Origin of the sequence: Sinorhizobium fredii NGR234, assembly GCF_000018545.1 — a bacterium.
In the GTDB taxonomy this organism is placed as follows: Bacteria; Pseudomonadota; Alphaproteobacteria; order Rhizobiales; family Rhizobiaceae; genus Sinorhizobium; species Sinorhizobium fredii_A.
The window spans coordinates 380522-406239 of the sequence record NC_000914.2 but is presented as its reverse complement, the minus strand read 5'-3'; the positions used below and the strand labels follow the sequence as shown (position 1 = coordinate 406239).

At 57.0% G+C, this 25718-nt stretch carries 21 protein-coding genes, 1 tRNA gene and 6 pseudogenes; 16 read left to right on the top strand and 12 right to left on the bottom strand.

The window, feature by feature from the left end:
• Nucleotides 1-304: 304 nt before the first annotated feature.
• Both istB and istA read right to left on the bottom strand, forming a co-directional pair.
• Nucleotides 305-1201 (bottom strand): IS21-like element helper ATPase IstB, encoded by an 897-nt coding sequence (gene istB, locus NGR_RS31575; protein ID WP_010875204.1) that lies wholly within the window; start codon nt 1199-1201, stop codon nt 305-307.
• On the bottom strand, nt 1198-2712 hold the full coding sequence (gene istA, locus NGR_RS31570) for an IS21 family transposase (RefSeq protein WP_010875203.1): 1515 nt from the start codon (nt 2710-2712) through the stop codon (nt 1198-1200). Before istA ends, istB begins: the two co-directional genes overlap by 4 nt.
• A gap of 342 nt (nt 2713-3054) precedes the next feature.
• Here istA and NGR_RS32675 point away from each other — a divergent pair, with 342 nt between their 5' ends.
• The 6 genes from NGR_RS32675 (at nt 3055) to NGR_RS31540 (ending at nt 6779) form a co-directional block, all read left to right on the top strand.
• Nucleotides 3055-3312, top strand: a complete 258-nt coding sequence (locus NGR_RS32675) for a hypothetical protein (protein WP_193377912.1) — start codon at nt 3055-3057, stop codon at nt 3310-3312.
• Between the two features lie 78 nt (nt 3313-3390).
• Nucleotides 3391-3849, top strand: coding sequence for an IS66-like element accessory protein TnpA (tnpA, locus tag NGR_RS31560; protein ID WP_010875334.1), 459 nt, complete (start codon nt 3391-3393; stop codon nt 3847-3849).
• A gap of 26 nt (nt 3850-3875) precedes the next feature.
• Entirely contained in the window at nt 3876-4199 is a 324-nt protein-coding gene (gene tnpB, locus NGR_RS31555; protein ID WP_432654037.1) for an IS66 family insertion sequence element accessory protein TnpB, read from the top strand.
• A gap of 48 nt (nt 4200-4247) precedes the next feature.
• Entirely contained in the window at nt 4248-5783 is a 1536-nt protein-coding gene (locus tag NGR_RS31550; RefSeq protein WP_010875332.1) for an IS66-like element IS693 family transposase, read from the top strand.
• Nucleotides 5780-6601, top strand: coding sequence for a YecA family protein (locus NGR_RS31545; RefSeq protein ID WP_010875331.1), 822 nt, complete (start codon nt 5780-5782; stop codon nt 6599-6601). The genes NGR_RS31550 and NGR_RS31545 overlap by 4 nt, the downstream gene beginning before the upstream one ends.
• A gap of 102 nt (nt 6602-6703) precedes the next feature.
• Nucleotides 6704-6779: transfer RNA gene (locus NGR_RS31540), tRNA-Ile, on the top strand.
• Between the two features lie 159 nt (nt 6780-6938).
• On the opposite strand, the gene NGR_RS31535 is transcribed toward NGR_RS31540, so the two are convergent.
• Nucleotides 6939-7196, bottom strand: coding sequence for a hypothetical protein (locus NGR_RS31535; protein WP_164924756.1), 258 nt, complete (start codon nt 7194-7196; stop codon nt 6939-6941).
• Between the two features lie 425 nt (nt 7197-7621).
• Here NGR_RS31535 and NGR_RS33475 point away from each other — a divergent pair.
• A pseudogene (locus NGR_RS33475) lies at nt 7622-7796 on the top strand (FitA-like ribbon-helix-helix domain-containing protein); the annotation flags it as partial.
• 117 nt (nt 7797-7913) lie between these two features.
• On the opposite strand, the gene NGR_RS31525 reads toward NGR_RS33475, so the two are convergent.
• The 4 genes from NGR_RS31525 to NGR_RS31510 form a co-directional block, all read right to left on the bottom strand.
• Nucleotides 7914-9473: an E2 ligase fold family C protein gene (locus tag NGR_RS31525; RefSeq protein WP_010875330.1), complete on the bottom strand. Its 1560-nt coding sequence runs from the start codon at nt 9471-9473 to the stop codon at nt 7914-7916.
• A gap of 2 nt (nt 9474-9475) precedes the next feature.
• Nucleotides 9476-9862: a Mov34/MPN/PAD-1 family protein gene (locus NGR_RS31520; RefSeq protein ID WP_234818789.1), complete on the bottom strand. Its 387-nt coding sequence runs from the start codon at nt 9860-9862 to the stop codon at nt 9476-9478.
• A gap of 98 nt (nt 9863-9960) precedes the next feature.
• Nucleotides 9961-10578: a putative metal-binding protein gene (locus NGR_RS31515; protein WP_010875328.1), complete on the bottom strand. Its 618-nt coding sequence runs from the start codon at nt 10576-10578 to the stop codon at nt 9961-9963.
• On the bottom strand, nt 10571-10867 hold the full coding sequence (locus NGR_RS31510; RefSeq protein ID WP_165447176.1) for a DUF2604 domain-containing protein: 297 nt from the start codon (nt 10865-10867) through the stop codon (nt 10571-10573). Before NGR_RS31510 ends, NGR_RS31515 begins: the two co-directional genes overlap by 8 nt.
• A gap of 318 nt (nt 10868-11185) precedes the next feature.
• Between NGR_RS31510 and NGR_RS31505 the strand changes: the two genes are divergently transcribed.
• The 3 genes and pseudogenes from NGR_RS31505 (at nt 11186) to NGR_RS31495 (ending at nt 12902) form a co-directional block, all read left to right on the top strand.
• Nucleotides 11186-11443, top strand: a complete 258-nt coding sequence (locus NGR_RS31505) for a FitA-like ribbon-helix-helix domain-containing protein (RefSeq protein ID WP_010875326.1) — start codon at nt 11186-11188, stop codon at nt 11441-11443.
• Nucleotides 11440-11862, top strand: coding sequence for a type II toxin-antitoxin system VapC family toxin (locus NGR_RS31500; protein WP_010875325.1), 423 nt, complete (start codon nt 11440-11442; stop codon nt 11860-11862). The genes NGR_RS31505 and NGR_RS31500 overlap by 4 nt, the downstream gene beginning before the upstream one ends.
• Before the next feature lie 303 nt (nt 11863-12165).
• Nucleotides 12166-12902 (top strand): annotated as a pseudogene (locus tag NGR_RS31495) (hypothetical protein).
• Here the strand turns inward: NGR_RS31495 and NGR_RS31490 are convergent.
• Nucleotides 12889-13059 (bottom strand): annotated as a pseudogene (locus tag NGR_RS31490) (hypothetical protein); the annotation flags it as partial. The pseudogenes NGR_RS31495 and NGR_RS31490 overlap by 14 nt on opposite strands.
• A 1-nt stretch (nt 13060) precedes the next feature.
• Between NGR_RS31490 and NGR_RS33930 the strand changes: the two are divergent.
• Nucleotides 13061-13423 carry a DUF6283 family protein gene (locus NGR_RS33930; protein ID WP_432654036.1) on the top strand — a complete coding sequence of 121 codons (363 nt, stop codon included), beginning with the start codon at nt 13061-13063 and terminating at the stop codon, nt 13421-13423.
• Between the two features lie 1233 nt (nt 13424-14656).
• Here NGR_RS33930 and NGR_RS33925 read toward each other — a convergent pair.
• Nucleotides 14657-16295 (bottom strand): annotated as a pseudogene (locus NGR_RS33925) (IS66 family transposase).
• Nucleotides 16296-17159: 864 nt separating this feature from the next.
• Here NGR_RS33925 and NGR_RS31475 point away from each other — a divergent pair.
• The 3 genes from NGR_RS31475 to NGR_RS31465 are packed head-to-tail and all read left to right on the top strand — an operon-like array spanning nt 17160 to nt 21700.
• Nucleotides 17160-19991, top strand: coding sequence for a hypothetical protein (locus NGR_RS31475; protein WP_240545239.1), 2832 nt, complete (start codon nt 17160-17162; stop codon nt 19989-19991).
• A gap of 11 nt (nt 19992-20002) precedes the next feature.
• A complete protein-coding gene (locus tag NGR_RS31470) occupies nt 20003-20458 on the top strand; it encodes a response regulator transcription factor (protein WP_010875320.1) in 456 nt (151 codons plus the stop codon).
• Nucleotides 20459-21700 (top strand): response regulator, encoded by a 1242-nt coding sequence (locus NGR_RS31465; RefSeq protein ID WP_010875319.1) that lies wholly within the window; start codon nt 20459-20461, stop codon nt 21698-21700.
• A 319-nt stretch (nt 21701-22019) separates the two neighbouring features.
• Here NGR_RS31465 and NGR_RS31460 read toward each other — a convergent pair whose 3' ends face one another.
• On the bottom strand, nt 22020-23030 hold the full coding sequence (locus tag NGR_RS31460; RefSeq protein WP_010875318.1) for a DUF1353 domain-containing protein: 1011 nt from the start codon (nt 23028-23030) through the stop codon (nt 22020-22022).
• Between the two features lie 29 nt (nt 23031-23059).
• On the bottom strand, nt 23060-24028 hold the full coding sequence (locus NGR_RS31455; protein ID WP_010875317.1) for a hypothetical protein: 969 nt from the start codon (nt 24026-24028) through the stop codon (nt 23060-23062).
• 885 nt (nt 24029-24913) lie between these two features.
• Between NGR_RS31455 and NGR_RS31450 the strand changes: the two genes are divergently transcribed.
• Nucleotides 24914-25231: a hypothetical protein gene (locus NGR_RS31450; RefSeq protein WP_240545238.1), complete on the top strand. Its 318-nt coding sequence runs from the start codon at nt 24914-24916 to the stop codon at nt 25229-25231.
• Between the two features lie 22 nt (nt 25232-25253).
• Here the strand turns inward: NGR_RS31450 and NGR_RS31445 are convergent.
• Nucleotides 25254-25451: pseudogene (locus NGR_RS31445) on the bottom strand (transposase domain-containing protein); the annotation flags it as partial.
• Between the two features lie 22 nt (nt 25452-25473).
• Here NGR_RS31445 and NGR_RS31440 point away from each other — a divergent pair.
• Nucleotides 25474-25676, top strand: a pseudogene (locus tag NGR_RS31440) (transposase domain-containing protein); the annotation flags it as partial.
• Nucleotides 25677-25718 lie beyond the last annotated feature (42 nt).

Sequence of the window (25718 nt, the reverse complement as noted above, 5' to 3'; positions counted from 1 at the left end):
AGCAAACCGACTCTGATCTCTCACAGGCCGCTGTCCACCGCTCATCATGGAATCTTTCGAGTGAAACTCCGCTCCGGGAAAGCGCCAATCCTTGAGTTTGATCCCTTGCTGGCAGGCGGCGGTGAGCGAACGGTCCTTGGCGGCCTGAAAACCAAGAATGTCGACGTCGTGGTCACTCGAGAAGGCATCGGACCGGTTCTTGCCGTTTCGTGCAAGGTCCGGAATCTGACGAACCGCATGGAAGAGACCATCGGTATAGCGCGGCGATCAGGATGAGACGGCGGCGACAATCTGGATGAGACTCTTATGTCGCGGTCGGCATGAAGGTATCATGTTGATTGTCGCTGGCAAGGGTCTCATCGTGTTCTGATTGTCGCTCCGCGACAATCAGGGAAGCACTTTTGGTTGTCGCGAAGGCGGCGGGTCTGCCGCGGTGGCGTTTGGCTTCCATGGCGGAACGTCGCCGATAGCTTTCGACGTTCATTTCGAAGATCGTTGCGTGATGAACAAGTCGGTCCACCGCGGCAAGCGTCATGGCCGGGTCCGGAAAGACGCGGTTCCATTCTCCGAAGGGCTGATTGGCGGTTATCATGATGGAACGCCGCTCATATCTTGCGGAGATGAGTTCGAACAGCACGCTGGTTTCGGCCTGGTCCTTGGTGACGTAGGCCAGATCGTCGAGGATGAGCAGATCGAACTTGTCGAGCTTTGCGATGGCGGATTCGAGCTGGAGTTCACGCCGTGCGACCTGAAGCTTCTGGACGAGGTCGGTCGTGCGCGTGAACAGCACCCGCCAACCATTCTCGATCAGCGCGAGGCCGATGGCGGCGGCGAGATGGCTCTTTCCGCCGCCCGGCGGACCGAACAGGAGGATATTGGCACCTTTGGCGAGCCAACTGTCGCCGGCGGCAATGGCCATGACCTGGGCCTTGGAGACCATGGGCACGGCGTCGAAAGCGAAGCTCTCGAGCGTCTTTCCGGGCGGCAGATGCGCCTCGGCGAGGTGACGTTCGATCCTGCGATGCGCCCGTTCAGCCAGTTCATGCTCGGCGATGGCCGAAAGGAAACGAGCCGCAGGCCACCCTTCACGATCGGCCTGTTCGGCAAATTGCGGCCACAGCGTTTTGATCGTCGGCAGCCTCAGGTCATTGAGCATGATGCCGAGGCGGGCTTCGTCGATGGTGTTGTGGACGTTTTTCATGCGGCCTCTCCCGCATAAGCAGACCCCATCAGGGCTTCATAGCTATTGAGCGATGCGAGCTGCACATGCACGGTCGGCAACTGATCCGGGTCCGGACCGAAGATGGCTCTCAAGGCCATCAGGTCGGGCAGTTTGCGGGCGTCGAGCGTTCTGGCAAGCTCCTCGGCCAGTTCACGCTCGCAACCGCGATCATGAGCCAGGGCCAGCAATTCGACGGTGATCTTGCAAGCCTGCCGGTCAGGCAGTTGCTCGATGAGAGCGTCGAAAGCCCTGCGATATTCCGGCCGGGGGAAGAGCTTGTCGCGATAGACCAGGTTGAGAAGCGCCATGGGCTTTTTGCGCAGAGAGTGGATGACGTGGTGATAGTTGACGACCTGGTCATGCTTGCCGCTCGCGTGGGCGCGACCTCGTGGCAACGTCAGCAGATGCGTGCCGCCGATGAAGACGTCGAGACGATCGTCAAACAAACGCACACGCAGCCGATGGCCGATCAAACGGGAGGGGACGGTGTAGAAGACTTTGCGCAAGGCGAAGCCGCCGGTGCGCGACACGGTGACGACTACCTCCTCGAAGTCGGTGGTGCGGCGCTCGGGAAGCACCTGCAGATGCGGGCGCTCGGCATCAATGCGCTTGCCATGCGCGGCATTGCGGCGGCTGACGATCTCGTCGATGAAGGCGCGGTAGGAGCGCAGATCGTCGAAGTCTCTGGTGCCGCGCATCAGGAGTGCATCGCGGACTGCGTTCTTGAGATGGCCGTGGGAGCTTTCGATTGAGCCGTTCTCGTGGGCGACGCCCTTGTTGTTGCGCGTCGGCGTCATCCGGTAGTGAGCGCACAGCTCCTCATAGCGGTTTGTCAGATCGACCTTGGCATCGGCATCGAGGTTGCGGAAGGCAGCCGACAGGCTGTCGCTGCGGTGATAGAGCGGCGAACCGCCGACCGACCACAGGGCGTTCTGCAGGCCCTCCGCCAAGGCGACGAAGCTTTCGCCGCCAAGGATGACATGGGCGTGCTCAAAACCCGACCAAACCAGCCGGAAGTGATAGAGCAGATGGTCGAGCGGTTGGCCGGCGATCGTCACGCTGAGGCTGCCCATGTCGGTAAAATCCGACAGCCCTAGTCGGCCGGGCTCGTGCGTCTGGCGGAAGATCACCTCCTGTGCTTCACCGTGAACCGCCCGCCATGACCGGATGCGCCGCTCAAGTGTGCGGCGAATGCCTTCGGGCAGTTCCGGATGACGCCGCAGCATCTCGTCGTAAACGGCGACCGCACGAATGCCGGGAGCGGCCTTGAGGAGCGGAACGACCTCCGCATCAAAGATATGCTCAAGCGGATCGGGTCGACGCCGACCGCGGGGCGGCTTGTTCTGCGACGGAAGGCGCTGCTCTTTCTCCATGCGGAACGCCGTCGCCCGGCTGATCGACGCCTTCGCGGCGGCGACCTCAACAGAATGCGTTTGTCGGTACTTCATGAATAATCTCATCTGATGATCGGTTACATGGCGACCCGGCACAAAGGTGGTTCTCCATTCCAGAAAACCGCCACCGTAGCGGGCCGACCGCGATCATGAGACGCCTAAAAATTGCGCCGCGGCGGGGGTGTAACTCCGGTCGGGCTACGCCCTCCCTTCGTCACACCCCCACCGCCGAGTCTCATCCTGATTGACGCTGAGTCTCACCTTGTTTGTCGCCGCGCACCATCGGCGAGTGCACTAACTTGCACATCACCTATCCCGCACTCGTGCTGGGATATCTCGTTCTCCTTCGAGCAAACCGGATGATCGAAGCGGCACTCGATGACGCTGCGGAAGTCGCCGAAGATGCCGGCGCTGTGAGCGGGACAAAAACACTACGCTATGACCGAAGGCGGCGCACCGGTGGCAGGCATCGTTCGCTTCCACAACGCTCTGTGTGAACTCTTCGGCCGGCGAGGCATCCGTGACAACGTCAGCCGTTACGAGGCGATTGGCTTCGGTCTCGTCGAGATGCATGGCGAGGAGCGCAACAGCCTCCTCGAAGGTCTCCCGCAATCGGACAGTCCATTTCGGCTGAGTGGGTTTTTTGACACGCTCTACGCTCGTTACGACGAGCGCTTCGTCGTTAGTGCACCGTGAGCGTCACGAACGCCCCACCTTTTATCGGCGTGATTTAGGCCTGAGATTCGGCTCTTTGATTTGGAAGGGCTGTTTTGAATGGACGAGCGGAACGATAGTGCCAGGTCTGAAGCCATGTTTGAAGCCAGGCACGAAGGGCGGTATCGCCGTGTTGAGGTGATCACGGGGCCAGTCCGCCGACGGAACTGGACGGACGAGGAGAAGGCTCTGATGCTCGCGGAAAGCGCTGAGCCGGATGCGAACATCTCTGCCATTGCCCGGCGCTTTGGCGTCAATCGCGGCCTTTTGAACACGTGGCGGCGGGCGGCAGGCCAAATTGGCCCGGTTTTGGGAGAGCCCGCGCTGGAGCAACCCGCTTTCGTTCCGATCAGGATCGCTGACGATCAGAATGAGCATCAAGCTGATGAAGCAGGTATCGCCGAAGGCGCCGCCGGTCGGATCGAGATCGAGCTTGGCGGTGGGCGGATGATCGTGACAGGCAATGTCTCTCCCGACTTGGCGCATGCTGTGGTGATGGCGCTGCGGGGTAGACGGTGATCGGGCCATCGAGGGGGCTGAGGATCATGGTGGCGACCCAGCCGGTCGATTTCCGGCGTGGCATGAACGGGCTCGTCGCACTGGTGGGGTCGGCCCTTTTGGCCGACCCCTATTGCGGCGATATTTTCGTCTTCCGGGCCAAGCGTTGCGACCGGCTGCGCTGCATTTATTGGGACGGGTCAGGCATGATCCTTTCGACGAAGTGGCTGGAAAGCGGGAAGTTCATCTTCCCGCCGGTCAAGGATGGCGCTCTTCACATGTCACCCGAAGAGTTCAGTCTGCTTGTTGCGGGCCTGGACTGGACACGCGTCAAGCGCAAGCCCGTGAAGCGACCAACGAAAGTGGCTTGATCTCATTGTATTTCCTTGCAGATTCACGCCCGTGTGGTAGCTTTCGGCATGTCTCTTCGCCACGAACAGCTCCCGCAAGATGTCGAGCAACTGAGCAGGATGGTCCTCGATCTGAGGGCGGAGGTCGCCTACCTGAAGCGGCTGATCCACGGCGCAAGATCAGAGGTGCTTTCGACGATCGATCCGACGCAGACCAGTCTTGATCTCGGCGATCTTTCGACTGTTCCGGTCGCCGCCAACGACGACCAGCCTGACGGTTCCCGGCAGAGTGTGCGTGGCCGGCAATCCGCAGCCCGCAATATCGGCTTTCTTCCGAAGCACCTGCCGCGCTACGACGTGATTATCGAGCCGGAAAGCCGCGCGTGCGCCTGTTGCTCCGGCGCGCTTCACCGCATTGGAGAGACGACAAGCGAAGCGCTCGATATCGTTCCGGCCATCTTGCGCGTCAAACGAACCATTCGCCCTCGCTATGCCTGCCGGGCATGTGAGAATGGTGTCATGCAGGCGCCCGCACCGGCGCGCTTCATGGATGGCGGCATGGCGACGACGGCATTGGCCGCCCATATCGTCGTCTCCAAGTTCGCATGGCACTTGCCACTCTACCGGCAAGCCCAGATCTTCGCAGGCTATGGAATAACCCTCGATCGCGGAACGCTCGGCATCTGGGGCACGCGTGTAGCCTGGTGGCTGAAGCCCCTCTACGACAGGCTGCTGGCCTTCATTCGCTCGCAGCCAAGGGTCTTTTCCGATGAGACCCGATTACCGCGGCTTGACCCGGGGCGAAAGAGAACGAAAGTCTGCCAGCTGTGGGCGCAGGCGGTGGACGACCGCCCCTGGAAAGGACCGGCCCCGCCGGCGGTCGGTTACATCTTCTCCGAGAGCCGCAGCGCCCGTGAGGCGGAACGCCAACTGGCATCCTTCAACGGCGTTCTTCAGGTGGATGGGTATACCGCCTACAAGACGCTTGCCAGACATCGCGGCAAGAGCAATTCCAGTCCCTTGAGGCTGGCGTTCTGCCTGGCCCACGCCCGGCGTAAATTCGTCGATGTGGTCAAGTTGACCGGATCGCCGGAGGCGCTGGAGATCGTATCGATCCTCGCCGAGGTCTACCAGATCGAACGGGAGATCAGGGGGCAAAGCGCCGAGGATCGTCAGAATGCCCGCCAGCTCCGCTCCGCTCCCGTCATGCGCCAGTTGAAGGCGCGCCTGCTCGACCTGAAGAACGACATCTCAACGCAGTCCGCCCTCGCCAAAGCCATCAAATACACGCTCGCGCATTGGACGGGCCTGAACGCTTTCCTGGACGATGGAACGATAGAGGTTGACTCCAACATCGTTGAGCGTTCGATGAAGTCCGTTGCCCTGACGAGGAAGAATTCGATGTTCGTAGGCAATGTCCAGGGCGGTGAGACCTTCGCGGTTCTGGCCTCGTTGATCAACTCGGCCAAATTGAGCGGGCTGGATCCGTACGCCTGGCTTGCCGATGTTCTCGAACGGATCGTATCGGGCAGCACGACGATCAACCAGCTCGAGACGCTGCTGCCTTGGAATTGGAAAGCCGATCAGGTCGGTCAAGCCGCATGACCCGGCCAGCCGTTTCCTATGACGAACTCGATGAGTACCTTCGTGGCGATGGACACAACGACTATGTCGGAGTGAGCGCCATCGATGGGCTGATCGCGGCCGTCGTGGCCGGCCCGGTGACGATCCTTCCGGATATCTGGTTGCCGCACGTATTCGGGGGATCAATGCCGCAAGCCAGGCCGGGCTCGATCGAGGAGCGGCTCGTCAATACGGTGCTCAACCGTCACGATGAAGTGGAAAGCCTGCTGCGCGACGCCCCCGGGCACTACTATCCGATCTTCATGAACCACAAAGGCAAGACCATCGTCGGTCCTTGGGCGATCGGGTTCTCCCTTGGACTCAGTCTGGGCGGCGAGGCTTGGGCGCCGATTGCTGGCAATGCCAAAGCCAGTGATCTCCCCCATCATGGCCGTCAATCCGCAGCTGGCCAAACTGCTCATCCGGCTTTCTCCTCAGGAGCGGCGGAAATTGAGAGCAACCGCTCATCATCACATCACATCCGCAGTCCTGCAGTTGCACGCCATCACAAGACAGGCCCGATAACAACGCAGCCACCGGCACAAACGCAACCTTACCGCAAGACGGCGTGTTCGTTGCGCTTACAGTGCACCAGATCTGTCGAGCACGACACGCAGGCTCGAGGGGGACCCTGCATCCCCGGCGTTTCAGGTCTCAAACTTGGATTACGCCCCGCGGACCGATGGTCGGGCTGCCGTTGGGAACATGTCGTAGCTTATCTCGGATCTCCATTATACGAGAGTACAAGCACATGCGCGGAGGGCGCCGATCGCCAACTCCTCGTGTTGCGTGAGGACTGATCGGGTCAAACTCACGACCGCAGCGCCCAAGCGCAAACGTCGGTCGGGAGTAGATTGAAATATTGCAAATCTCTCACTGCTGCCGTAAGCCGTCTGGAGGAGGGGCCTGTAGCTCAATGGTTAGAGCCGTCGGCTCATAACCGATTGGTTGCAGGTTCGAGTCCTGCCGGGCCCACCAAATTTTTTGTGTCGCCTCATACCGCGGCACTCGAACATCTGCGTCGCCCCGCGATAGACGACCGGGGCTGCCTGGAAAGCAGCATATGCTCCGTCAACGAAACCTCCCAGAGATAGCCACGGAGCCCGAGGTCTGCCGCCTGGTAAGTCCAAAGGGCAACTAAAATGCATCCCTGATCGGAAACATGTCTTCGCCGTAGTGGTGAAGTCGTGTGTGATGCCGCCGGCATAACCACCGTACCTTCAAAGGCTCGTCATATTGGTCGTGATGGGCATCGACTGTATCGATCCCGCAGACTTCGCACGTTTGCTTCTCCAGTTCGCCTGCATTCACTGCGCGCTGCACAGCGAGATGAGCATCATACTTCCCTGGATTGGCACGGCGCCAATTCGCTTGGCGGGTATCGGTTTTCAGCATTGCTGCGCTGCCCTTCGTTGGCCTTTGCTCCGGCCTGACGAACCCTTCTATCACAGTTTCGCTTCGGGCGCGACAGCGGACTGTGCCTCGTTGACCTCAACGGCAAACTGGCTACCATCCGAGTCGGCCCATCAAGTTCGCCGCTCGCTCCTTCCGGAATGGTGAATGCACAAATTCATGGCTTGACCCTTGTGGGCGGCTCGTCAGAAACGCGAGCACTGACCTCCATTACGCCCCAGAGAGGGAAAGAACCATTAGTGTTTTCGCACGCTCGAAATTCATGGCCAAAGCCTTTTGCAAGGCCCTGCCGAACAAAATGTCGAGCTAACGGAAGCTACCCACTTGCCGAACCCGTCCAAAAGCAGGAAGTGGCGGAAGACGGTTCTTAGCACAGTTGGCGTCGAGCGCTTCGCGTGCGAGCAGCAATGCATGGCCGCAGCACCGAAGCCGAGATCCGCAGCATCCTCTAAAGCGATTGCCATCCCCCGGAGCGGGTCAAACGGGTCTTTATTGGCGCCTGCTGCCCTTGAAGCATGGGGCTTGACCGATGCCGAAGCGGAGTATTTCAACCAGCTCCGTGACAAGACTCCTGCTGGACCGAATTCGCGTGGAACGATCGGAGACAGAGAAAAAGGCCGAGCGTGTCATAGTGGCGCCGACATTGTCACGCACACACCCTGCCGCCCCGTCCGCGGCAACGGCGACGTCCGCTTCTGCTTAGGTAGCGGATATGTTGCTCAGCGGTTCAACGCTGTTGCCGTATTTGCGCCTATAGGCCGAGATGAAATCTTCGTCGCTACAGATGCAGCGGCCGCTCGAGTCTTTGGCTTTCGGGTCATGTAAGTGAGATCCAAGGGGCCGCAGAAGATTCACGCGAGTGCTTGTCGTTGGGCTCATGGGAAAACCCGCACTATGTTTGACCAGCTCCGCGGCGAGCATGATCCCGGCAAGCGCTGACTGAAAGGCCATCGGAACCACGGTTCGAACGAGACGACTTCCATCGCTAAGCTGGAATACCAGACCGCCGCAGATAGCCTGCTGATAGAAGGAACGGAGAGGTTGGCCAACAAACGGGGCGAGCGGCTCAAAAGGCACGCCCATCGCCGTAGCCACTCGAACCACGAAGTCGTTGGGAACGCCGGCGTTAGTCTGCAATAGCGCTTTCACCTGCTCGTGTGTTTCCGGTATCCCGAGTTCCTCGGCAATCAGCTGATGCTCGTCCTTGGATTTTCCAGACGGCATGTACATGCAACAAAGGCATGCCTGGCCGTCATCGAAACCATGCCGCGAGATGCCGAGGTCGTGTTCCTGCGTCCACGCATTCGCGATCCATCGGGGCAGAGCACCTTGGACAGCGAGACGGTCGGCGGCTGTGTCAAGCGCCACACCCACTCGATCGAAAATCCAGTCTCCCCGGCGCGCGACATGTTCTGCCCACTTCAGCGGATGCGCTTCGACCTCTAAAGCGGTCGATCGAAGGGCGGTGGTTGCAAGAACCGCCTTGGACATGCCGATCTCCGCTTGGCCGGCCAATACGTAGCGCTGCAGGTTTGAGAGTTCGACCGCTTCGTGGTCGACGACATGCAGGCGACCCGAGAGGCCGGATTGTCTCGCCAGAGCCCAAAGCGCGCCATGGCCTATCGCGCCGAGCCCAACGAGGTGCGTTTCGCCAAGGTCGACAGGAAGGTCAACCGGGCGAGCATCGCGAGCTTTGGTCTTGTTGTAGCTGTATAACGAGAGGTCAATGTCCGGGTCCAACTCGGCGCCGGTTAACTGGGCGGCGAAGATGGTTCGAAAGACGTTGGCGGCGCCGAAGCAACTGGCGGCGCCAGCTCCATAGGGGAGCAAACTCGAGCCAGAGCCCACCGGGTCCGTACGCGACAGCTTTGCCGCCCAACCGTCCGATCCGATGAAAAAGGTTGTGCACCGCAGAGATGGCCGCGTCGCGCCTGCAACTAGGCAGACCATGGCGGACTTGCCGGAACGCCGAATGCCGATTTTTGGATTGATCGACTTTGCCAATCGCTCCAGCGCCTGGGCTTGAAAGCTCGACGCACTGTCCAAGGGGAGTATTGCCAGAACCGGATACAGTCTGGCAAGCAACCTCACCGCAAGATCTAGCGTCGCCTGGCCTTCGGCGCAGGAAGCGGCCTGATCGTCGAAGGCGACGGCCACGACCTGCTTTTCAAGAGCCGCTTTGAAGTCGCCCAGATGAAAATCGGTCAGGACCTGAGATGCCGCCGTCGCGGCGCGGTCGATGAAATTAGCAAGGGCCATCGTCAACTCGTTATCGTGATCATTCGCGTCAGGACCGCGGACGGGACCTCATTCCAATTCGCCTTAGCGTCAAGTCGGTAGGCGGCAACATGAGCAAAATCGAAAGGCTCCCGAGCGAAATTCGGCACTACCAGCGACAGACACCCAATCGTGGTAGCGACCGCATAGGCGTCATCGGTCGTCGAGTGATAGGCGCGGCCCGGATGACTATGGATCTGCGCCAGAAGCGTCAGGCCACGTTTGTAGAGCCAGACATTGAGCCGGTGCAGTTCTTCGGCAGGGACCATCACACAGACGCCATCACTTGTTCGGATGTGGCGCTGCGCCGGGATCACTGTCTCCGCTATGACAAAATGCTGGTCTTGCTGGACGCCGACCCAGAGTGCCATCCCTTCATGGCCCTGCTGTCCAACCGACCGCAGATGCGCCTGTACTGTGGACACGCAGTCTCGGGGGAGGGCGACTGTCCTGACATCCTCTAACGCGCTCATTCTGGAATGGCCTGAGGTGGTACTAGCAGTCCTCCCAACGCGACCTGAAGGTGAATCTGCAGTTGCTCCGCAGGGCCGGTCCCGTATTTGATGATCTTGTCCAGGATGAAGGCCAAACAGCCTTCGCCAGAACCCCGATGAAGTAGCCATGGGTCACCTGAGTGCGCTGGATTATCGTGGTATTCCCGGACTCCAGCCATGCATAGGAATGGTTGGTCCTCGAGACTGTTGGCTTGAATGAAATCGGTCAATGATACCGCGTTCTGCTGGATAAGATTTGAAATCATTTCCGTCGGGGTTCCGGGCAGTTGCGGACGCCTTAACATATTCAGGGGAAGGTCCTTCCGGGCAATCGGCTGACGTGTAAACGGATCGACGAAGACCACAGACAGTGGTCTGAGATCGTAGTTGGTGAAGTCGATCTCGATGGCCGCGCCGATAACGCGCGGCTTTACCTTTGGGCTCGCAAATATGAAGAAAGCGCTCGGGAAGCTCTCCTCGATCAGAAAGCAGCCTTGCATCCTATAGGCATCTGCATATGCGCGGAACCGGCTGATCTCCCGATCAAACTTCGCTCGAGAGACCTTCGGGTCCACAGTTTGGAGTTCAGGCACCTGCGACACCCGCCTTCAAGCTGAGGAACAGGGTTCCAGTGTTGGCGAATCCGAAATCACCGATTTTCTTGTCGGCGTCGAGCAGCGTGCCGGCCTCGTCCTTGAACTCCCAGTTCTCGGCAGGTTGGGCCACGTTTTGCGTGTTCTCAAGGGCTTTGGTGCGAACGACGTGTAGCGGCTGGTTGGGATTGGCTTCGACCTGCGTAGGCTGGCCGTTCACCACGACGATGATTTCGATCTTCCCGGGGCCGCCTCCGTGATTATCGCCCTTACCCGCTTCCTTCGACATTGTCATACTCCAGTGGCTTGCCAACCGGCCCCAAGGCACTACTGCCGACCTGCCGGTGAGCGGGCTGGCGGTCTTTGATCGTCCACTCGGCGCCACGAACCGCGAGCACGTGAAAGACAGGGGATAAGCTACCGAATCGGTGCTAGGGCTTTTTTACGCGGTACTTGAGAGGCAAGTAAACCTCTGGAAAACTGCTGATCACAACTATAATCGATTAGAGCAGCTAAAGTATTGGCGAAATCTTCCATGAGATATTGCGGTATGATAGCGCTGGATATATAATGCTATCTTTGATATCTTCATTGAAGGGAAGCCATCATGGCAAATGTGACCGTTAGGAACCTACCCGACGAGGTGCACCGAGCGCTACGCGTACGAGCAGCAATGCATGGCCGCAGCACCGAAGCCGAGATCCGCGACATCCTAGAAACGACTGTCCGGCCCCCGGAGCGGGTCAAACTCGGCTCTTTATTGGCGTCTATTGCCCATGAAGCTGGAGGGCTGACGGATGCCGAAGCGGAGCATTTCAACCAGCTCCGTGACAAGACTCCTGCTGAACCGATGAGCTTCGAATGATCGTGCTCGACACCAACGTCATATCCGAATTGTGGAAGGCCGAGCCGGACCGCGCTGTGTTGGCCTGGATCGATGCGCAGATGATTGAAACACTGTATTTGTCCGCGATTACGGTGGCCGAACTGCGTTTCGGCTTGGCGGCCATGCCGGCAGGCAAGCGACGCACGATCTTTCAGAATCGCTTGGAAGGAGAGGTCTTGCCGGCCCTCGCAGGGCGCGTTCTTCCCTTCGACTTGGACGCGTCGCGAAGTTATGCGGACCTGATGGCGCAAGCGAAAACGTCAGGCAAGGTCATCGGCAAGGCGGATGGCTATATCGCCGCAACGGCGGTTGCGCATGGCTTTATGGTTGCTACGCGCGATACCAGTCCGTTCGAGGCAGCTGGACTAGACATCATCAACCCCTGGGAGCCGGCATGATCCCGCCGATCTCATTTCTCTATGCGGTATGTTAAACCATAATGTGGCGGCCAGGTTGAACTGTCCGCCGTTGGGCAAAGTTAAAATGTCACTTTGGATACGTCTTCAGCCATTTAGAAATACGACACTCGGCATGTCCACTTGCGCTGAGGCAAGCCCCCGACCGGGCCGGCTGGGCCGGGTTGCAAGGGAAGGGAGGGGGCGGGTGAAGGGCACCCCTTCGGCTTTAGCTTTCTCGGTTTCAATTATTGCGTTCCTGGTAGATGTTGCAGGCAGCTGAATGTGCAGGGCCAGGATCTCGCGATGCTTCCGGAAATCAGGCTGATGGGTGACGTCGATGTAGCCGCGCTGTCGCCACTGTTTCGTGGCATGGTCATGACTGTTTCCTACGCCGAGACCCAAGGAGGGATCGGTCTGACCGCGTCGGGGGCGATGAACCGCAAGTTCGTCCACTGGGCCGCTGTTCACTTCGATTGGCCCGGCCACACGTCGGACGACTTGTACAGCGTCAGCAAGGTTCTGAACGAAGCCGATATGCCGCCGCTTTTGGTCGTCCGCGACATGCTCAAGCACTTGCGGCTTCTTCGGCGGCGAAAGGACGTACTGGTACCAACCCAACGCGGCCGAGACTTTCTGGTGAGACCGCAGGCCTTCTTCGATCTGATCGCGACGGATTATCTTTATGCTTATATCCACTACGGGCAGACGCGGGAGGCTGTCCGCAATCGGATGCGTTGGTGGCACGTCTTTCTCAATCTTATCAACATGAAAGCAGAAACGGGCTGTTCGTTGGACGACCTGGCGAACGAGCTATACCCGAGCGAATCGTACCCGGAGCCAGCAGAAATGACTGTCGAAACCTGGGCGGAAAGGTCGGCGCTCCGCTACGATTCATTCGCCCGCTGTGCTGGTTGGGATTGCTGCACGAAGAGCGCGAGGGGCTGACCATTTGGCAGGGCGGAACCTACCACAAGACACCCTTGTGGGCTGCCTGTTTAAAGCTGGAATCAGACAGGCAATCCGAGTTTATCCTCCATTGAACTGTGCCGGGTAGGGTTGCCCTTGCTCCACCGCACCTTGCTGGGAAAGCGCCTGTCGACGCCGAGCAATGACGGCCGGATCGTTCATAAAATCCGTCCGCTTGCCCGGCTTGCGGCGCCGCGGTTTGTAGCCAATCTTCTCGCTGTTGGTCTTCACGGTGTCAATCGGCGTCCAAAGACGAATTCGGCAGTGCGACAAGTGCCCGTGGAAAGTATCAACCGACCCTCACGATATTCCGCATGGCTACACTGAAACGCTGCATCACGCACTTGCGAGGACGATTGCCGAGCCGGGATCCCTGCACGACGCAGGACATGTGATGGCTTGTCATGAGCACCCACCGGGAGACGAGGCCGACTGCGTAGGCTGGCTCATGAACCAACTTGGTCCAGGCAACAACATCCCACTGCGCCTCAAGGTTCGGTCCTGCGAGAACATAGATGCGGTCACATTGGACGGTCCGCAGCATGAACGGTTTGTGGATACGTTGCCTAAAACCCGCAAGGAACCAGCCGATTAGGTGGTCTGCGGCCGCGACGTGAGCGCTTCGAGATGACGAGAGATCGTAACCGTACCGCGCCGCCGCTTTGCCGCCAACGTGTATGCGATCGCCTGATCCAAATTTCCGATTGGCTAGGTCAGTTGCTGACAACATGGTGGTTCATCGCGGTCGCCACTTCCATTTTCGAGCTAAGCACATAATCTGGGCGCGACGCCGGAGACCGCCACTATGACGACACCACCGACCGAACCCACCTACTGCCTGGCGTTGGTAAAGCCCGGCTCGCGGCTCGCTCGCGAATAGAAGCTGCTGAAGCCGAGCTACGGAATCTACGAGTACGACCGAGCCTTCGGGACGAGGGAGCTGCGTTGGGGTGATGGGTCCTGGCAGGAACTCACCGATGAAGACCATGCCGATCTGATTTTGCTTCCGCGGCTCGGCAAGAAAGACATTGAAGCGCTTTTTGACTACTGAGAGTTCATGAAGCAGCGCGGATCTATCTTAGCGTCAGCTCGCAAGAACTCGGTGCGCCAAACCAACGCTCCGCGCCTTTCGCCCCAGGAGGTGAGCTGGTTTTTCAAAGACCGGATGCCTTGGTAAGATTGACGCGGAAGCGGTCGCGCCGGCGCTGATAGTTGCGGGTCATTTCTGCTGTGGCTTTTGCTTCCCGATTTCAATTGAAGCGGTAAGCTGAAATCTCGGCCTTGATTTTGACCTTACGCTTTTACGCGCCGAGGAAGGGGAGGCTTTCGAAGCCCGGATGCTTGGTGCGATCGATCCGAAATTGGCGCGCCGGCGATGGGATTTGGCCGTACTGGCATGCGGAGCTCTGGACCTAACGCTCGTCGACGGTCGCTTGTCCCAAATTGCTGATGCTGCCGTTGATGTTTGATCTCGCAATCGCCGTGGCAAAAGTGGTTTCACTGAAACCCTTAGGGGAAAATCGTCCGGTGCCTATCGTCTAAACCCAGCCGGCATACGACAATTTCCGGTTTGAAGTGGCAAAGCAAAACCTACATCGGGTGGCAGTGCCGCTTTGACGTTCGAAAGCATTGCGATGCGAGCCTATCGGCCGGCGCAGAAGTGCCGATGACGCCGGCGCGCCAGAGGCGGCGGATGGCAAGACGAAGGCGGTCGGTCCGACGGGTTCGATGAAGCCAGCGCGAACGTCGTTTGTCGCCTCAACTCTCATTGCGGTTGGTGACGGACAGCCTGACGCCGTGTGCCTGCGAGGGGAAGGGGAGAGGCGCCTTAGGCTTTTGCCGCGACAAGGGCGGCCAGCGGCGCAATAGCCTGGCCATCGAGGCCGAGGCGATCACCGAGATAGTGCCAGAACGACAGGCCGAGCTTTTTGCAGGTCTTCATCAGCCCAAGCATGGTGTCGCGCGCCACGCGCCCATCCCGGCTCATCGTGCCGCCGGAGATCTTTCGCTTGGTGACGAAGCTGCGCAGATCGTTCTCCGACGCATTGGTGTGCAGCGGGATATCCGGCCGTTCCAACACCTTGAGCAGTTCGTCCTTCCGGCGAGAAAGACGAGCCAGAAGCTTGTCGAGGTCTTCATAGCCGGTGCGCAGCGAGAAGATGCGCGCGAAGCGTTTGCGGAATGCGGCGGCAAGGCCGGGCGGGGGCTTTCGTTTGACGCTCTTCAGCGCCCGGTAGAACCGCCACACAAGATCCCGCACCGCCTCGACCTGTCGCACCTGCCGCGGCGTTGCCGGCATCAATTTTTGCAGCAGCCGCTCCGCATAGACCCAACACAGAGCATGGTTGCCGACTCGGAACTGGCCGGCATCGTCAGAGACGATCACCGTGTCGCCGAGAAGACCGTGATGGCGGATGGATCCCCAGATGCCGGCTTCTGCGAGCACGCGGACCGCCTGCCTGTCGAAAATGTCGATGCCCTTGCCAGCCAGATATTCGAGGAACGGCACCTGGTCGCAAAAGCGTCGTGGTTCGTGGCTGCGGATTTTGGCCACAAGCGCCGGATCGGCACGACGGCCGTCCAGATAGTCGAAGGCGGCGTCGTTGAGGACATAGTCTTGATAGCTGCCTCTGAGCAGCGACAGGAAGTTCAGCCGGGATTTTGATGCGGTTGTGCGGAAAGCGGTAAAATGCTCAGCCCCGATCTGGGTGGTGTGGAAGCTATCGCGCGCATGCCGGGCACCGGTATCGTCGACGGTGATGTAGGGGGCCGAGACAAGGCCGGCATGCAGCACAGCCGCATCCTCGGCAGCAAAGCCGTCCAGTCCCTGGGTCAAAAGTCGCACGACCTGGCGCTTGGAGACGCTGACGCCGACATCGTTCAGTCAGCCGCGCCATCGTCACCTGTCCTTGCGCGTGCAGCATCAGGCAGAGCCGCCTGAGGTTTGGACCGTAGCCGCCGACGACCCCTTGCGGCAGCGGCGCGAGCACTGTCTTGCCGTCCGGCGTGATCCAATATTCGCGCCGGTAGTGAACGAGCTCAGCTGTGACAATCAGGTCCCGCACATGGCAGCTCTTGGGCGGAACACGGGCGTGCAGGATTTCCTGCCGGCTCACCCGCTTTAGATCGAGCTTCGGGCCGCGCGGTTTCTTCCTGGTCGCCCGCGGCGCGTCGCGTTTGTCATCCGTCGCCTTGTCCATGCCCGACGGGCGAAACGGCGGCCGTGGCGGCAGGTTCTTCAGCCGTGCGATCTCGTCGCGCAAAAGCTGGTTCTCGACCTTCAGGCGGGTGTTTTCCAGCCGAAGCGCCTCATTGTCTTCACGCAGGGCGGCGTTCTCGGCGTGAAGGGTCGTGACCTCCGCTGAAAGCTCCTTGACCTCATCGACCAGACCCGTCACAAGCACGCGCAACGCCTTCAGCGAAAGCGTGTCGGCATGTTCGGGCGAGGCAAGTCGCTTCTTGGCCATGATCGAAAGGAAGCATGATTTGCCCCAAGCGCGGAATCCCACCCGCGGCTCCGACCCTCTACATCGCCCGCTTATGCACAGTTCTCGCAGCGCGTCGATGAAAAGTCCGCCACCCAATCTGCCCCGGTTACCCGCGACCGGTCCAAAATCTCCGCCTGGCGGAAAAATAATATCCGGATCGAGAGACCCAACTACTCGTCGTTGCACACGGGGTGAGCATGACCGCGAAATCGGACTGAAGATGACCGGGCCGGACCTGGCGCGGCAGATGGTGGGGCGCTAGCTCGCGGGGCGGCGCACTTCGTCAAAGCTGCCGGAAGTGATCGAGTCATGGCAAAACCGATCCCTTCGGCCGGCATTGGCCACCAAGACACCAGAGGTCACGCCGCAGGCGGCGCCGCGGATTGTCGGCGAATTGGGCTTGAGAGAAGGGGGAGGTTTCGTGGAAAGGTGCGCTTTAGCTGTTGATAGGTTCACGTGCGCCGGTGAATATCGATTAGAAGTTGAAAAGGCTCTTGAGCGTTTCAGATGTCGTATGTATTCGAGATATTTATAAGCGATCGGCGATAAAGCGGAATGAGTCTCTTAATGGCACATCGGAAGTCAAAATCATCTCAGAGAAAACTTCGGAACCGGTCGTCATCTCTAACCCCGCAAAAGCGCCGTATTCGGGCCTCCAAGGGCTCACACGACACTATCCTGAGTATTCGAAATGAAACTTCCTCATTGGAAGCACTTAGTCGTACTATTCAGTGGACCCTCGCGAGGTACAAGTATCATCGTTACTTGGTATCACTATCCCCGCGGACCCCATCGCAGCTCCCGGACTATGTCCTAGCCGCGAATGATAGTCTAGAAAATGCGATGAAATGGCAGATTGCTTCAATCTCCGCCGTTGGCGGCAAGATCGCCTCTCACAATAAAAATACTTATACCAGCATTGACCAGATCACTGATTACTCCGCCTCCTTGGAAAGGGCAAATGCAGAGATTCGAACGTGCATGTGGAGCTTTTCGTCAGCCTCTCAAGCTCTATTTTCGCTCGCGAGAACGAAAGGCCTCGACGCTCAACGTCGATGGATGCAAGGTAGCCTTTACGTTGCAAATCCTTCAATATCAAACATAATTCTCTATAGCAAAGGAATAGCGTCAGAAGGAGATCGGCATCCATCGGACGTACTTGAGGTATTGAATAGATTTATATTCTCAAAATTTGCCGACGAAGAGCTAAATTTGCTATTGTACTACCTGACATTTAACCCTCTTCTGAATGTCGAGGTGGCATCAAAGCTTTCTCCTCTCCTTCTGTATTTTCCTGTAGTCGATCAGTATGAGTTTCTAGCTAATTTATTCACGTCAGATCAGAGTCTATCCAAACCAGATGTTCTGCCTTTTGGGCGAGATTTTGTCGAGATTCTGTCATCTACTGGAGATTGGCGCGCAAGCCCAAAGGCAGCGCTCGCAGAAAGGGTCGAACCAAGTCGTTTCACTATTCCTTTGCTGAACAGATGGTGCGGCTACCTTCTCGATAGTATTGGGATACTGGATGGAGTTTCTTCGGCGCCCGATCGCGAATTTGACATCGCCTTAGCAAACGAGTTTTTCCATCAGCCACAATCTCCCCGCGCGTATCTGGCGAGCTCCATTTTTGCGATGAAATCCGCTCAGACACTCGCCGACGTCAAGTCGGCATTATATAAACGGGAGATAGCCAACGTACACTTCGAGAAAGTAGAGCAACAAATTGCTCCGCCCGATCAGCGCTTCATTGACTATTCTTTTGCCGCAGTTGCCGCTGAAGTCGGAATTTCGGAGTCGGTATACGAAAATCGGGAACTATTCAGAATTGCTTGCATTTGCGGGATTAGCGAGGGACGCACGCTCGATACGCTCATTCTTCTTTGCGAATATACGAATGCCGATCCATTTGGATCAAGTTACTTTCCTGCAGACCTATTCTCCGCGAGCGTAACTGAAGACGAGGTGGCCAGGATTGGGCATGATCCGCGGGTTGCTATCGGGCTTTCGCGCGTGGCCGCTAGCCTCGGCGATGAAGGCCAAAATCTGGTCTACATCGCAGTTGAACAACATCTCAACGTTAGAGGAATGAGCAAGCCGAGTGAAATTGTGGCTGACAGTGCTGTCGACGTCGCTTTCCTTCGTGAAGCTTGTACCTCGAGCTCCTTAAGGCAATCGCTAGAGTTTTTGTCAAAGGCCGAGATGGAGGACGAACGGATCCAGGTTCTATTCAATTTGGCTCAGGTGGATCCTGCAAATGAAGACGATTACATCGAAGAAGTTCACACAATCATTGGGCAGCAAACGATTGAGGAGCTTTTGCAACGATTCCATGTAGGTAAAGTGCAGTGCGATGAGCAAGCGCTTTCCACATGGGCGCTCATAGAATTGAGTCCGAAGTTCAACCGTCTGAAAGATTTTATCGATGCCGGATTGCCGCCCGTAGAGAAGGACGCTGACATTCAATTTATCGCTCATTTGACGTCGGGAAAATCGGAAACATTTACTTTTAAAGTTCCCAATAATGAGTCGCTCGACATTGCCCGCACGATCTTGGCGGAGTTGAATTCGAAATATGCGTTAGACCCGCGCTATGGCGTAGACTCGTACTTGAGCCTGGGGATGCGGCATGGCGCGGTCGAAGCTCATCTTCAGAGCCCGCTCAGCGCCGAGAATATTTTGACTGCGAAGGAGCCTCTCGGATACCCGGACGATTGTTTCTGGACGAGGTATTTCATCGACAATGGTTTTGAGTGCTACGGCGAGAAAATTGGGCCGGTGCTAGCAACATTTTCGGAGAAGTTTGACAATAAGCTGGAGGCTATCAAGAACGATCTTTTGCAGGTTCGTCGGCCGGACAAACCAGAAGGGCTAATAGTAGCAGATTGGTCAGAGGCTTCGGTTTTGTCGGCTTGCGCAAGATTTGCCGAGGTACCTGACTTTGAAGCCTTCATTGCTGAGTTCACCTTGATCTTTTGGGCGAACGTGGAAGGTAATCTGGCTGCCGCCCGTGAATTCATAGAAAACGTGCTTTCGAACGAGCTAAACGAGTTGCTAGACGAACTGGAGGCAAACGTTCGTCAAGCAACTGGGCAGCAGCGACTGGCGCCTTTCTCAGATGCACTCATGCGCGCACGCCAGGAGCTCGGCAACGCTGTCAACGACGTATCGACATGGCACAATGTGGCTCGTTCTACTGACGTTGAACCACTTGGTCTGGTTGAGATTATTAGCGCTGCCCAGAAGATTGTTTGCCGCCTGTATCCCGATTTCGAGCCAAGAGTAACGTTTTCGGGAGACACCGGCATAACCGTAACTTACTCGCTCCATATACTTATTGAAGTGTTTAAGGCCTTGTTCACGAACGTCTACGCCCATTCAGAAGTGGAGAACCCAGCCGTGGACGTCCACATGGCAATGACGGTTGAAGACGCACTGGATGTTGAATTCGTCAGCGACTGCAATGATATGGGCAAAGCTGAGCGGGCCGCCCTTGATGCCAATGAAAAAATTAGGACTGGGGAATACGAGAAAAAGCTGCCGAAAGAAGGAGGTTCGGGTTTAGCGAAAGTGGCTCGCTCTACTCTGCGAGACGGAAAACCAAACACCGTGATTTCAGTTGATCATTCCACGTGCAAATTTCATGTAAAGATGGCCTTCAAAATAATACAGATATGAGGCTCACCCCGATGAAAACCTTAATCGTCGAAGATAACCCTAAAAAGAGAGCCTCTTTGGTTGAATACTATTCGTCCGAGTTTCCTTCGGATGACCTGGAGGTGACATCTGCTTTAATATCAGGACTGCGGGTCGCGCGAGATACTAAGCCGGAGTTCATTATTCTGGACATGACTCTTCCCAATTACTCGCCCGATGAAAACAAAGGCTCGCGTATCGAGCTGATGCCTTTCGCTGGCCGCGAGTTTGTGATGCGAGTAAATCGAATGTCTATTAAGACGAAGGTGATAATTGTTTCAATGTTTGAGACTTTCGGCGTGGCCCCTCGCTTGATAACGCTCAACAGTTTGGACGCTGAGTTAAGGGACAGATACCCCAATGTCTTTGTTGAGGCGGTTCATTATTCCCAGGCCCAAGCAGATTGGAAAACAGCAATTAAAAATGCACGGCTTAGCTTGGATAGATAAATGCGAATTCTGATCGTTGATGACGAAAATACCAAGGTTGTTGAAATCTGTGGCGTTTTACGAGACGCCCAAATTACAGAGGAGTCGATTACTGTCGCTACGACAGCAGCTAGTGCCCTTAAAGAGCTCAAGGAGAGCTACTTCGACTTGCTAATCATTGATATGTACTTACCTAACCGAATTGGTGAGGCCCCAAGCCTCTCGGGCGGGGTTGATTTATTGAAGCGGATCAACCGTGGGAACGATGTGCAGTTACCGGAACATATCCTTGGTTTAACTTCTAATCTCGAAGCTTTGGCGGCTTCTGAGGAGGATTTCTCCGCGAGATCGTGGTTTGTCGAAGAAGTAGGGCCATCAAAGACCACGTGGAAGCTCCGGCTGATGGAGAAATTGCAGTATCTTAAAGCGCGTGAGGAATATCAAGGCAACCAGTCGAAGAGCGAGATTATCTCTACTCGACCCGAATGCGAGGTTCTGTTTGTTTGCGCGCTACTCGATCCCGAATTGACAGCGTTGCATGCAGTTTCTGGATGTGACTGGGAAGTCGTAACATTTCCCGGTGACCCAGGAATCTATTGGTCAGCTAGCTTGAAATTCGGTGCAAATACGGTGTCGGCGATCTGCGTTTGCTTGCCGCAAATGGGGCTCGTTGCAGCGGGTGTCACGGCCGCGAAGGCAATAACGCTATTCAAGCCCAAATTGGTGGTTATGACCGGCATCTGCGCTGGTCGAAAAGGCGATTGTGACCTCGGGGATATCATCGGTGCGAATCTGACATGGGACTATGGCAGCGGAAAGTTTACTGAAGTTGCCGGTGCGGTTGTGTTCGAGCCCGCGCCGTTTCAAGCCGCCGCTACCGCACGAGTCGGGGGTGTGTTGGCGGAACTTTCCAACGATAACGAGCTATTGCAGAAGCTGTATAAGGAAAGTCCGGGCTATAGACCTGCTAAAGTTCCGAAGTTTCATGTGGCGCCGCTCGCGTCAGGCGCAGCCGTCCAAAATCATAAGGAGTTTTTCTCTGGCGTAGTTACGCAACAGCGCAAGATGTTGGGGGTCGACATGGAAGCGTTTGCCATAGCCTGGGCGTGTCACGAGGCATTAGAGCCTCAACCAAGTTGGCTAGTAATAAAATCGGTCGTGGATTTTGCTGATGGAACAAAAGATAGCCAAATACAATCGTTTGGTTCGTATATCAGTGCATCACTGGCAATTTACGCAGTCGATAGACTGATAAATCGTTGATGGGGTGTCAGTTGCCGGTCAGTCGTCCGGATTCGGTGGCTTCTTCCGGTTCAAGGCGGTCGCCGGTCAGGAGATCGTGCCACCCTAGGCGGGTGCCCCGCTCATTTCGATGGGCTGGCTTTCCTGTTCGCGCGAGGCATTCTCGTGCGGATGATACATAATCTGGAAACAGGGCTCAAAGCTAGGCGATCGTATCCGCTAGCCGCTGCGCAACACCTTGTAGCTACCGGCCGGAGGAAGAAGCGTTGCGCAGAGGAACATCGAGAGCGAGCATTTGGGGGATAGTCCGCGTCATCTTAAGGGAACTCATAAAGCCGGATCATTCTAACTTGGAAGGCAAGGTGAAGTCCGTCGGACTGAGGTCTAGTCGTTGTTCGAAGTTTTCGAACTCGGCGGGGCTAAGAACAATACCATTGCCCCCCACCAGGCCGCCCGTCTGCGGAAGTCCCTGCGCTTGAACATCTGTAAAGCTCGGGATTTGGCCGTCGGGCCAGGCGTCGATGCTATCGAGTTTGATCTGTTTTGGTTCCAGAATGACGCCGAGCAATTTCGGGTCAAGCCGGTAGTCTGACGTGGCAAACATCTCGCGGGCATTTGTGGCATTTGTCTCAATGCTCTCGAGCGAGCCACTCACAACGCCGGTAGGCAGTAAATCCAATGTTTCGCCGTCCGAAGTCTTGAGGTTGCGTGCGATCGCGTTGAACTTCCCGACCGCGACAGCCAATGCCTTAGGATCTTCGAGATTTATCGCCTGCTTCTCTACTGTTGTTGTGACCATCTTCGGCAATGACGAGCAAGTTCTGCCGCCGAACGGCGTCGGCTTGCACTGGAGCTCGTTGACGACCTTAGTCTCCAACGTCCAGTCGGGCCCATAGGTGGCGACAGCCCAATACATGGCCTTTGCCTTCCACCCCGGCACTCCGTTTGCGCGCATGCCGTAGTAGAAATTTCGATGTGTGTCGTGGGCCGTGCGGGATTTGGTCTCGCAGAAGTAGTCGTGGATCACCGATGCCTTGAGATAAGCGCCCTCAAAGGGACCCCCTATAATCGACCAAAAAGTCTGCGGGATCGACGCTCCATCAACTCTCGTCCCCGTGGGCACTGGCCACTTTAGGCCATTAGGGTCATCGAAGCTGAAGTCGCTCGACAGCTCGAACAGTGGACGCGGATCAGCATCGATAAACTGTCCCGCGGGTCCGCTCGAGAAGGTGCCGAAAAATTCGGCTGCCTGGGCCTCGGCGACGCCGAAGCCCAGAATAACTGTGGCCCCCAACAATCGCTTAGAAATTTTCGCGATTTTTCGGATCTCTGCCGGCCAAGCGCTTCCCATGAGAATTACCCTCCTGTCAGGCCGATGTTTCACAAGTTTGGGAGTAGTTGTTGCAGGTCGCTTCTGTTGAGTATCTGGATATTGCGCAGTTGCAGCTCATTGATTGCATCGTTCGCGTTCTTGATCGCGCTTTGCGCCTTGCCCAGACGTCGCCTTGGTCTGCGTTCGTCGCGAGGCTCTTCCTCCTCGTCCTGCACGGCGACGCCAATGGTGACGGTGTGTATGTCTTGTCTCCAATGGGATGACTCTGCGTCAACAGCCACGATCTTCAAATGGTTAGCGGGATCCAGTTCGGCACTGGGAGTGGCCGAGAAGCTGTTTTTAGTCGTGAACTGAATCTCATCGGCAAGTTTGTTGACCTTTGGCTGTCCACTATCAGTGCTGCCAAGAATATGGTCTTCATTCAGGCGCCAAAACGTATCGATTATTTCTTGAAGCCCGATGTATCCGGTTATGGGATAGGCGTAATTTTTTTCGCGCTTGAACTTTCCGTTCTCGGAATAGGGCTCGCACCTCGGGGGATCCGTGAATAGCTTGTAGAAATTATCCTCGACTCTAAAACGCCGCTGATTTCGGCGCGTTCGCTCGTGGGCACCGGAAACACCCAAGTTGAATATTCCACTGCTCCAGGTATCGTTCAGAGTAGCGCCAAGACTGTTTCTGCTGTGCTGCGACATATCGAACTCGAAGTCATAGACAATCGCAGCATTTGCGTAGAGATCGATCTTCTTTCGTGTTGCATTTGGAAGTCGGCTGCGATCGAAGTTCGCGATTGTGTTTGGGTCTTCCTCTATCTGGGTGACAATTTCCGGAGATACGTTGCTGCGACTGTTTTTTAAGTACTCAAGCAGTTCGGACAGGACGGCATCTCGCGCTTCGCACCGAATTCTGGTGACGATCGCATAAGTATTCAATCGGGTGACATCTTCCGGAAGTGGCCTGATAGCGCAGTTCGGCAACAAAGCCGCTGCTGCTGTCAACGCGATCGCATGCCTCATCAGTGCCCCCCGACAAAGACCCGCTGAATTGGTCAACGCTGAGAATCGGCGGCGCTAGCTTTTGCCGCATAATTCCCTCATTAGTCCCCTCTAAATTGTCCGAAATGCCGGATGATGGCAACTTTAAAGTTTAGTGATCAACCTATGATTATGTTTCGCGTGCCGGTCGCCGGCTCTGTTGACAATGAGTTAGTCCAGGCTTGCATGTCGCGTTTTATTGGTGTCTGATGGGTGATCTTACCAGTCCTGCGGGTATCTTGCCCTTCCCTGTAAGCATGGGGTTGTGTCAGTGGGCGGAAGGACCTGGGCGACCATCGCCACGCTTCTGCAGACGTCAAAAATGAACAACGTCGATCCGCTCGCTTAGCTCACGCAAAGGCCCCGATCTTTTCAGTGGCGAGGAGCGATCTAGTTCAGCGCCAACTCTAGCAAAGCACGCCTGGGTTCGTATCGGCTATGTGTCGTGAGGTCTCGAGGCGTGGGATGTGCAGCGGGTGGCCGTCGCAGTTGGTGACGTCAAGGAACTTAACGGATAGATTGTACCTGGTTCCACAAAACACGGGATCGCGCTGCCGCGGCTTGAGGCCCAGTGGCCAGGCACGAGTTCAAAGTGAAGGAACCAACGATTCCCACCCAGAATTTCCGACAGCTCGCGCGATGAGTTTTCTGTAAGCGTCCGGTGAGGCAGCTTCGCGCTGACGGCTCGCCTTTACTTTACCGAAACGGCTCGTGCGACAACTTGTAGTTTGATCGCGTCAAAACAGCCAACACCGGCGAATGCCCAGAACAACGAAACGGCTACTGGATAAACTCCGCGAGGTCGAAGCGCTCCGAGGTGACGGTCGCTCACCACCTCGGGGGATGCTGTCAAGATTCGGAAAGGGTATGGTGGCCTTTCTGCGGGAATATGTCCGTATTCTCGCGTATCATCTCTCCGTGGGGCCGTTTCCCCGCCTCAGTAAAATCATTGCTGCAGTCGGTTTAGCGGTGTCTGGTCCCGGAGTCCTCTACAAGGTTATCGAGGCGATCATTGCCGGCGAAGTCCGCAATCGCGGGGCGGTCATTGCAACCGCAAAAGAAGAACCTTTCGAATTCTACACCATGACGCTCATTGTTGGCTCGGGGGCTGCCTTCGTTACCGCCTTGGGTGTTGCCGCCTTCCTGGTCCTGATATTGAAGGGCCGCCCATCGCGCAGCGAGTGATCTATTGCCGGCGCGACCGATGCTATCGATCTTGATGCCGCATGTTCCACGGGAGCAGTTCTCCGATCCTGTTGATCGGATGGTCGGCGCTGCGGGTGAGGACGTCGCGAAGATAGGCTTCGGGATCGAGACCGTTGAGCTTTGCGGATTGGATGAGCGACAGGATCGCCGCGGCACGCTCGCCGCCCTTATCCGATCCGGCGAACAACCAATTCTTTCTGTTATGCATATCTATACATAACAGAAAGTCATGGCTCTTTGCCGGCTCTGATCGAGGTGCCGATCGCGCCGCCTTCATGGCGACACTGAGCTCAACAACGTCGATCCGCAGGCCTGGCTCGCCGACGTCCTCGCCCGCGTCGCCGACACGCCGATCACTACGCTGGAGCAATTGCTCCCGTGGAATTGGCAGCCGCCGAAGTTCCTGCGAGATCAAGCTGCCTAACCTGCGGCCTTGGCCGGATGGTTACGTCTCAGCGGCTGCAAT

Excerpts from the sequence above, each read along its gene's own strand:
- istB (WP_010875204.1), bottom strand. The coding sequence starts at position 1,201 with ATGAAAAACGTCCACAACACCATCGACGAAGCCCGCCTCGGCATCATG.
- NGR_RS32675 (WP_193377912.1), top strand. The coding sequence starts at position 3,055 with ATGACCGAAGGCGGCGCACCGGTGGCAGGCATCGTTCGCTTCCACAAC.
- tnpA (WP_010875334.1), top strand. The coding sequence starts at position 3,391 with ATGGACGAGCGGAACGATAGTGCCAGGTCTGAAGCCATGTTTGAAGCC.
- tnpB (WP_432654037.1), top strand. The coding sequence starts at position 3,876 with ATGGTGGCGACCCAGCCGGTCGATTTCCGGCGTGGCATGAACGGGCTC.
- NGR_RS31550 (WP_010875332.1), top strand. The coding sequence starts at position 4,248 with ATGTCTCTTCGCCACGAACAGCTCCCGCAAGATGTCGAGCAACTGAGC.
- NGR_RS31545 (WP_010875331.1), top strand. The coding sequence starts at position 5,780 with ATGACCCGGCCAGCCGTTTCCTATGACGAACTCGATGAGTACCTTCGT.
- NGR_RS31535 (WP_164924756.1), bottom strand. The coding sequence starts at position 7,196 with ATGCTGAAAACCGATACCCGCCAAGCGAATTGGCGCCGTGCCAATCCA.
- NGR_RS31525 (WP_010875330.1), bottom strand. The coding sequence starts at position 9,473 with ATGGCCCTTGCTAATTTCATCGACCGCGCCGCGACGGCGGCATCTCAG.
- NGR_RS31520 (WP_234818789.1), bottom strand. The coding sequence starts at position 9,862 with ATGGCACTCTGGGTCGGCGTCCAGCAAGACCAGCATTTTGTCATAGCG.
- NGR_RS31510 (WP_165447176.1), bottom strand. The coding sequence starts at position 10,867 with ATGTCGAAGGAAGCGGGTAAGGGCGATAATCACGGAGGCGGCCCCGGG.
- NGR_RS31505 (WP_010875326.1), top strand. The coding sequence starts at position 11,186 with ATGGCAAATGTGACCGTTAGGAACCTACCCGACGAGGTGCACCGAGCG.
- NGR_RS31500 (WP_010875325.1), top strand. The coding sequence starts at position 11,440 with ATGATCGTGCTCGACACCAACGTCATATCCGAATTGTGGAAGGCCGAG.
- NGR_RS31475 (WP_240545239.1), top strand. The coding sequence starts at position 17,160 with ATGAAATGGCAGATTGCTTCAATCTCCGCCGTTGGCGGCAAGATCGCC.
- NGR_RS31470 (WP_010875320.1), top strand. The coding sequence starts at position 20,003 with ATGAAAACCTTAATCGTCGAAGATAACCCTAAAAAGAGAGCCTCTTTG.
- NGR_RS31465 (WP_010875319.1), top strand. The coding sequence starts at position 20,459 with ATGCGAATTCTGATCGTTGATGACGAAAATACCAAGGTTGTTGAAATC.
- NGR_RS31460 (WP_010875318.1), bottom strand. The coding sequence starts at position 23,030 with ATGGGAAGCGCTTGGCCGGCAGAGATCCGAAAAATCGCGAAAATTTCT.
- NGR_RS31455 (WP_010875317.1), bottom strand. The coding sequence starts at position 24,028 with ATGAGGCATGCGATCGCGTTGACAGCAGCAGCGGCTTTGTTGCCGAAC.
- NGR_RS31450 (WP_240545238.1), top strand. The coding sequence starts at position 24,914 with ATGGTGGCCTTTCTGCGGGAATATGTCCGTATTCTCGCGTATCATCTC.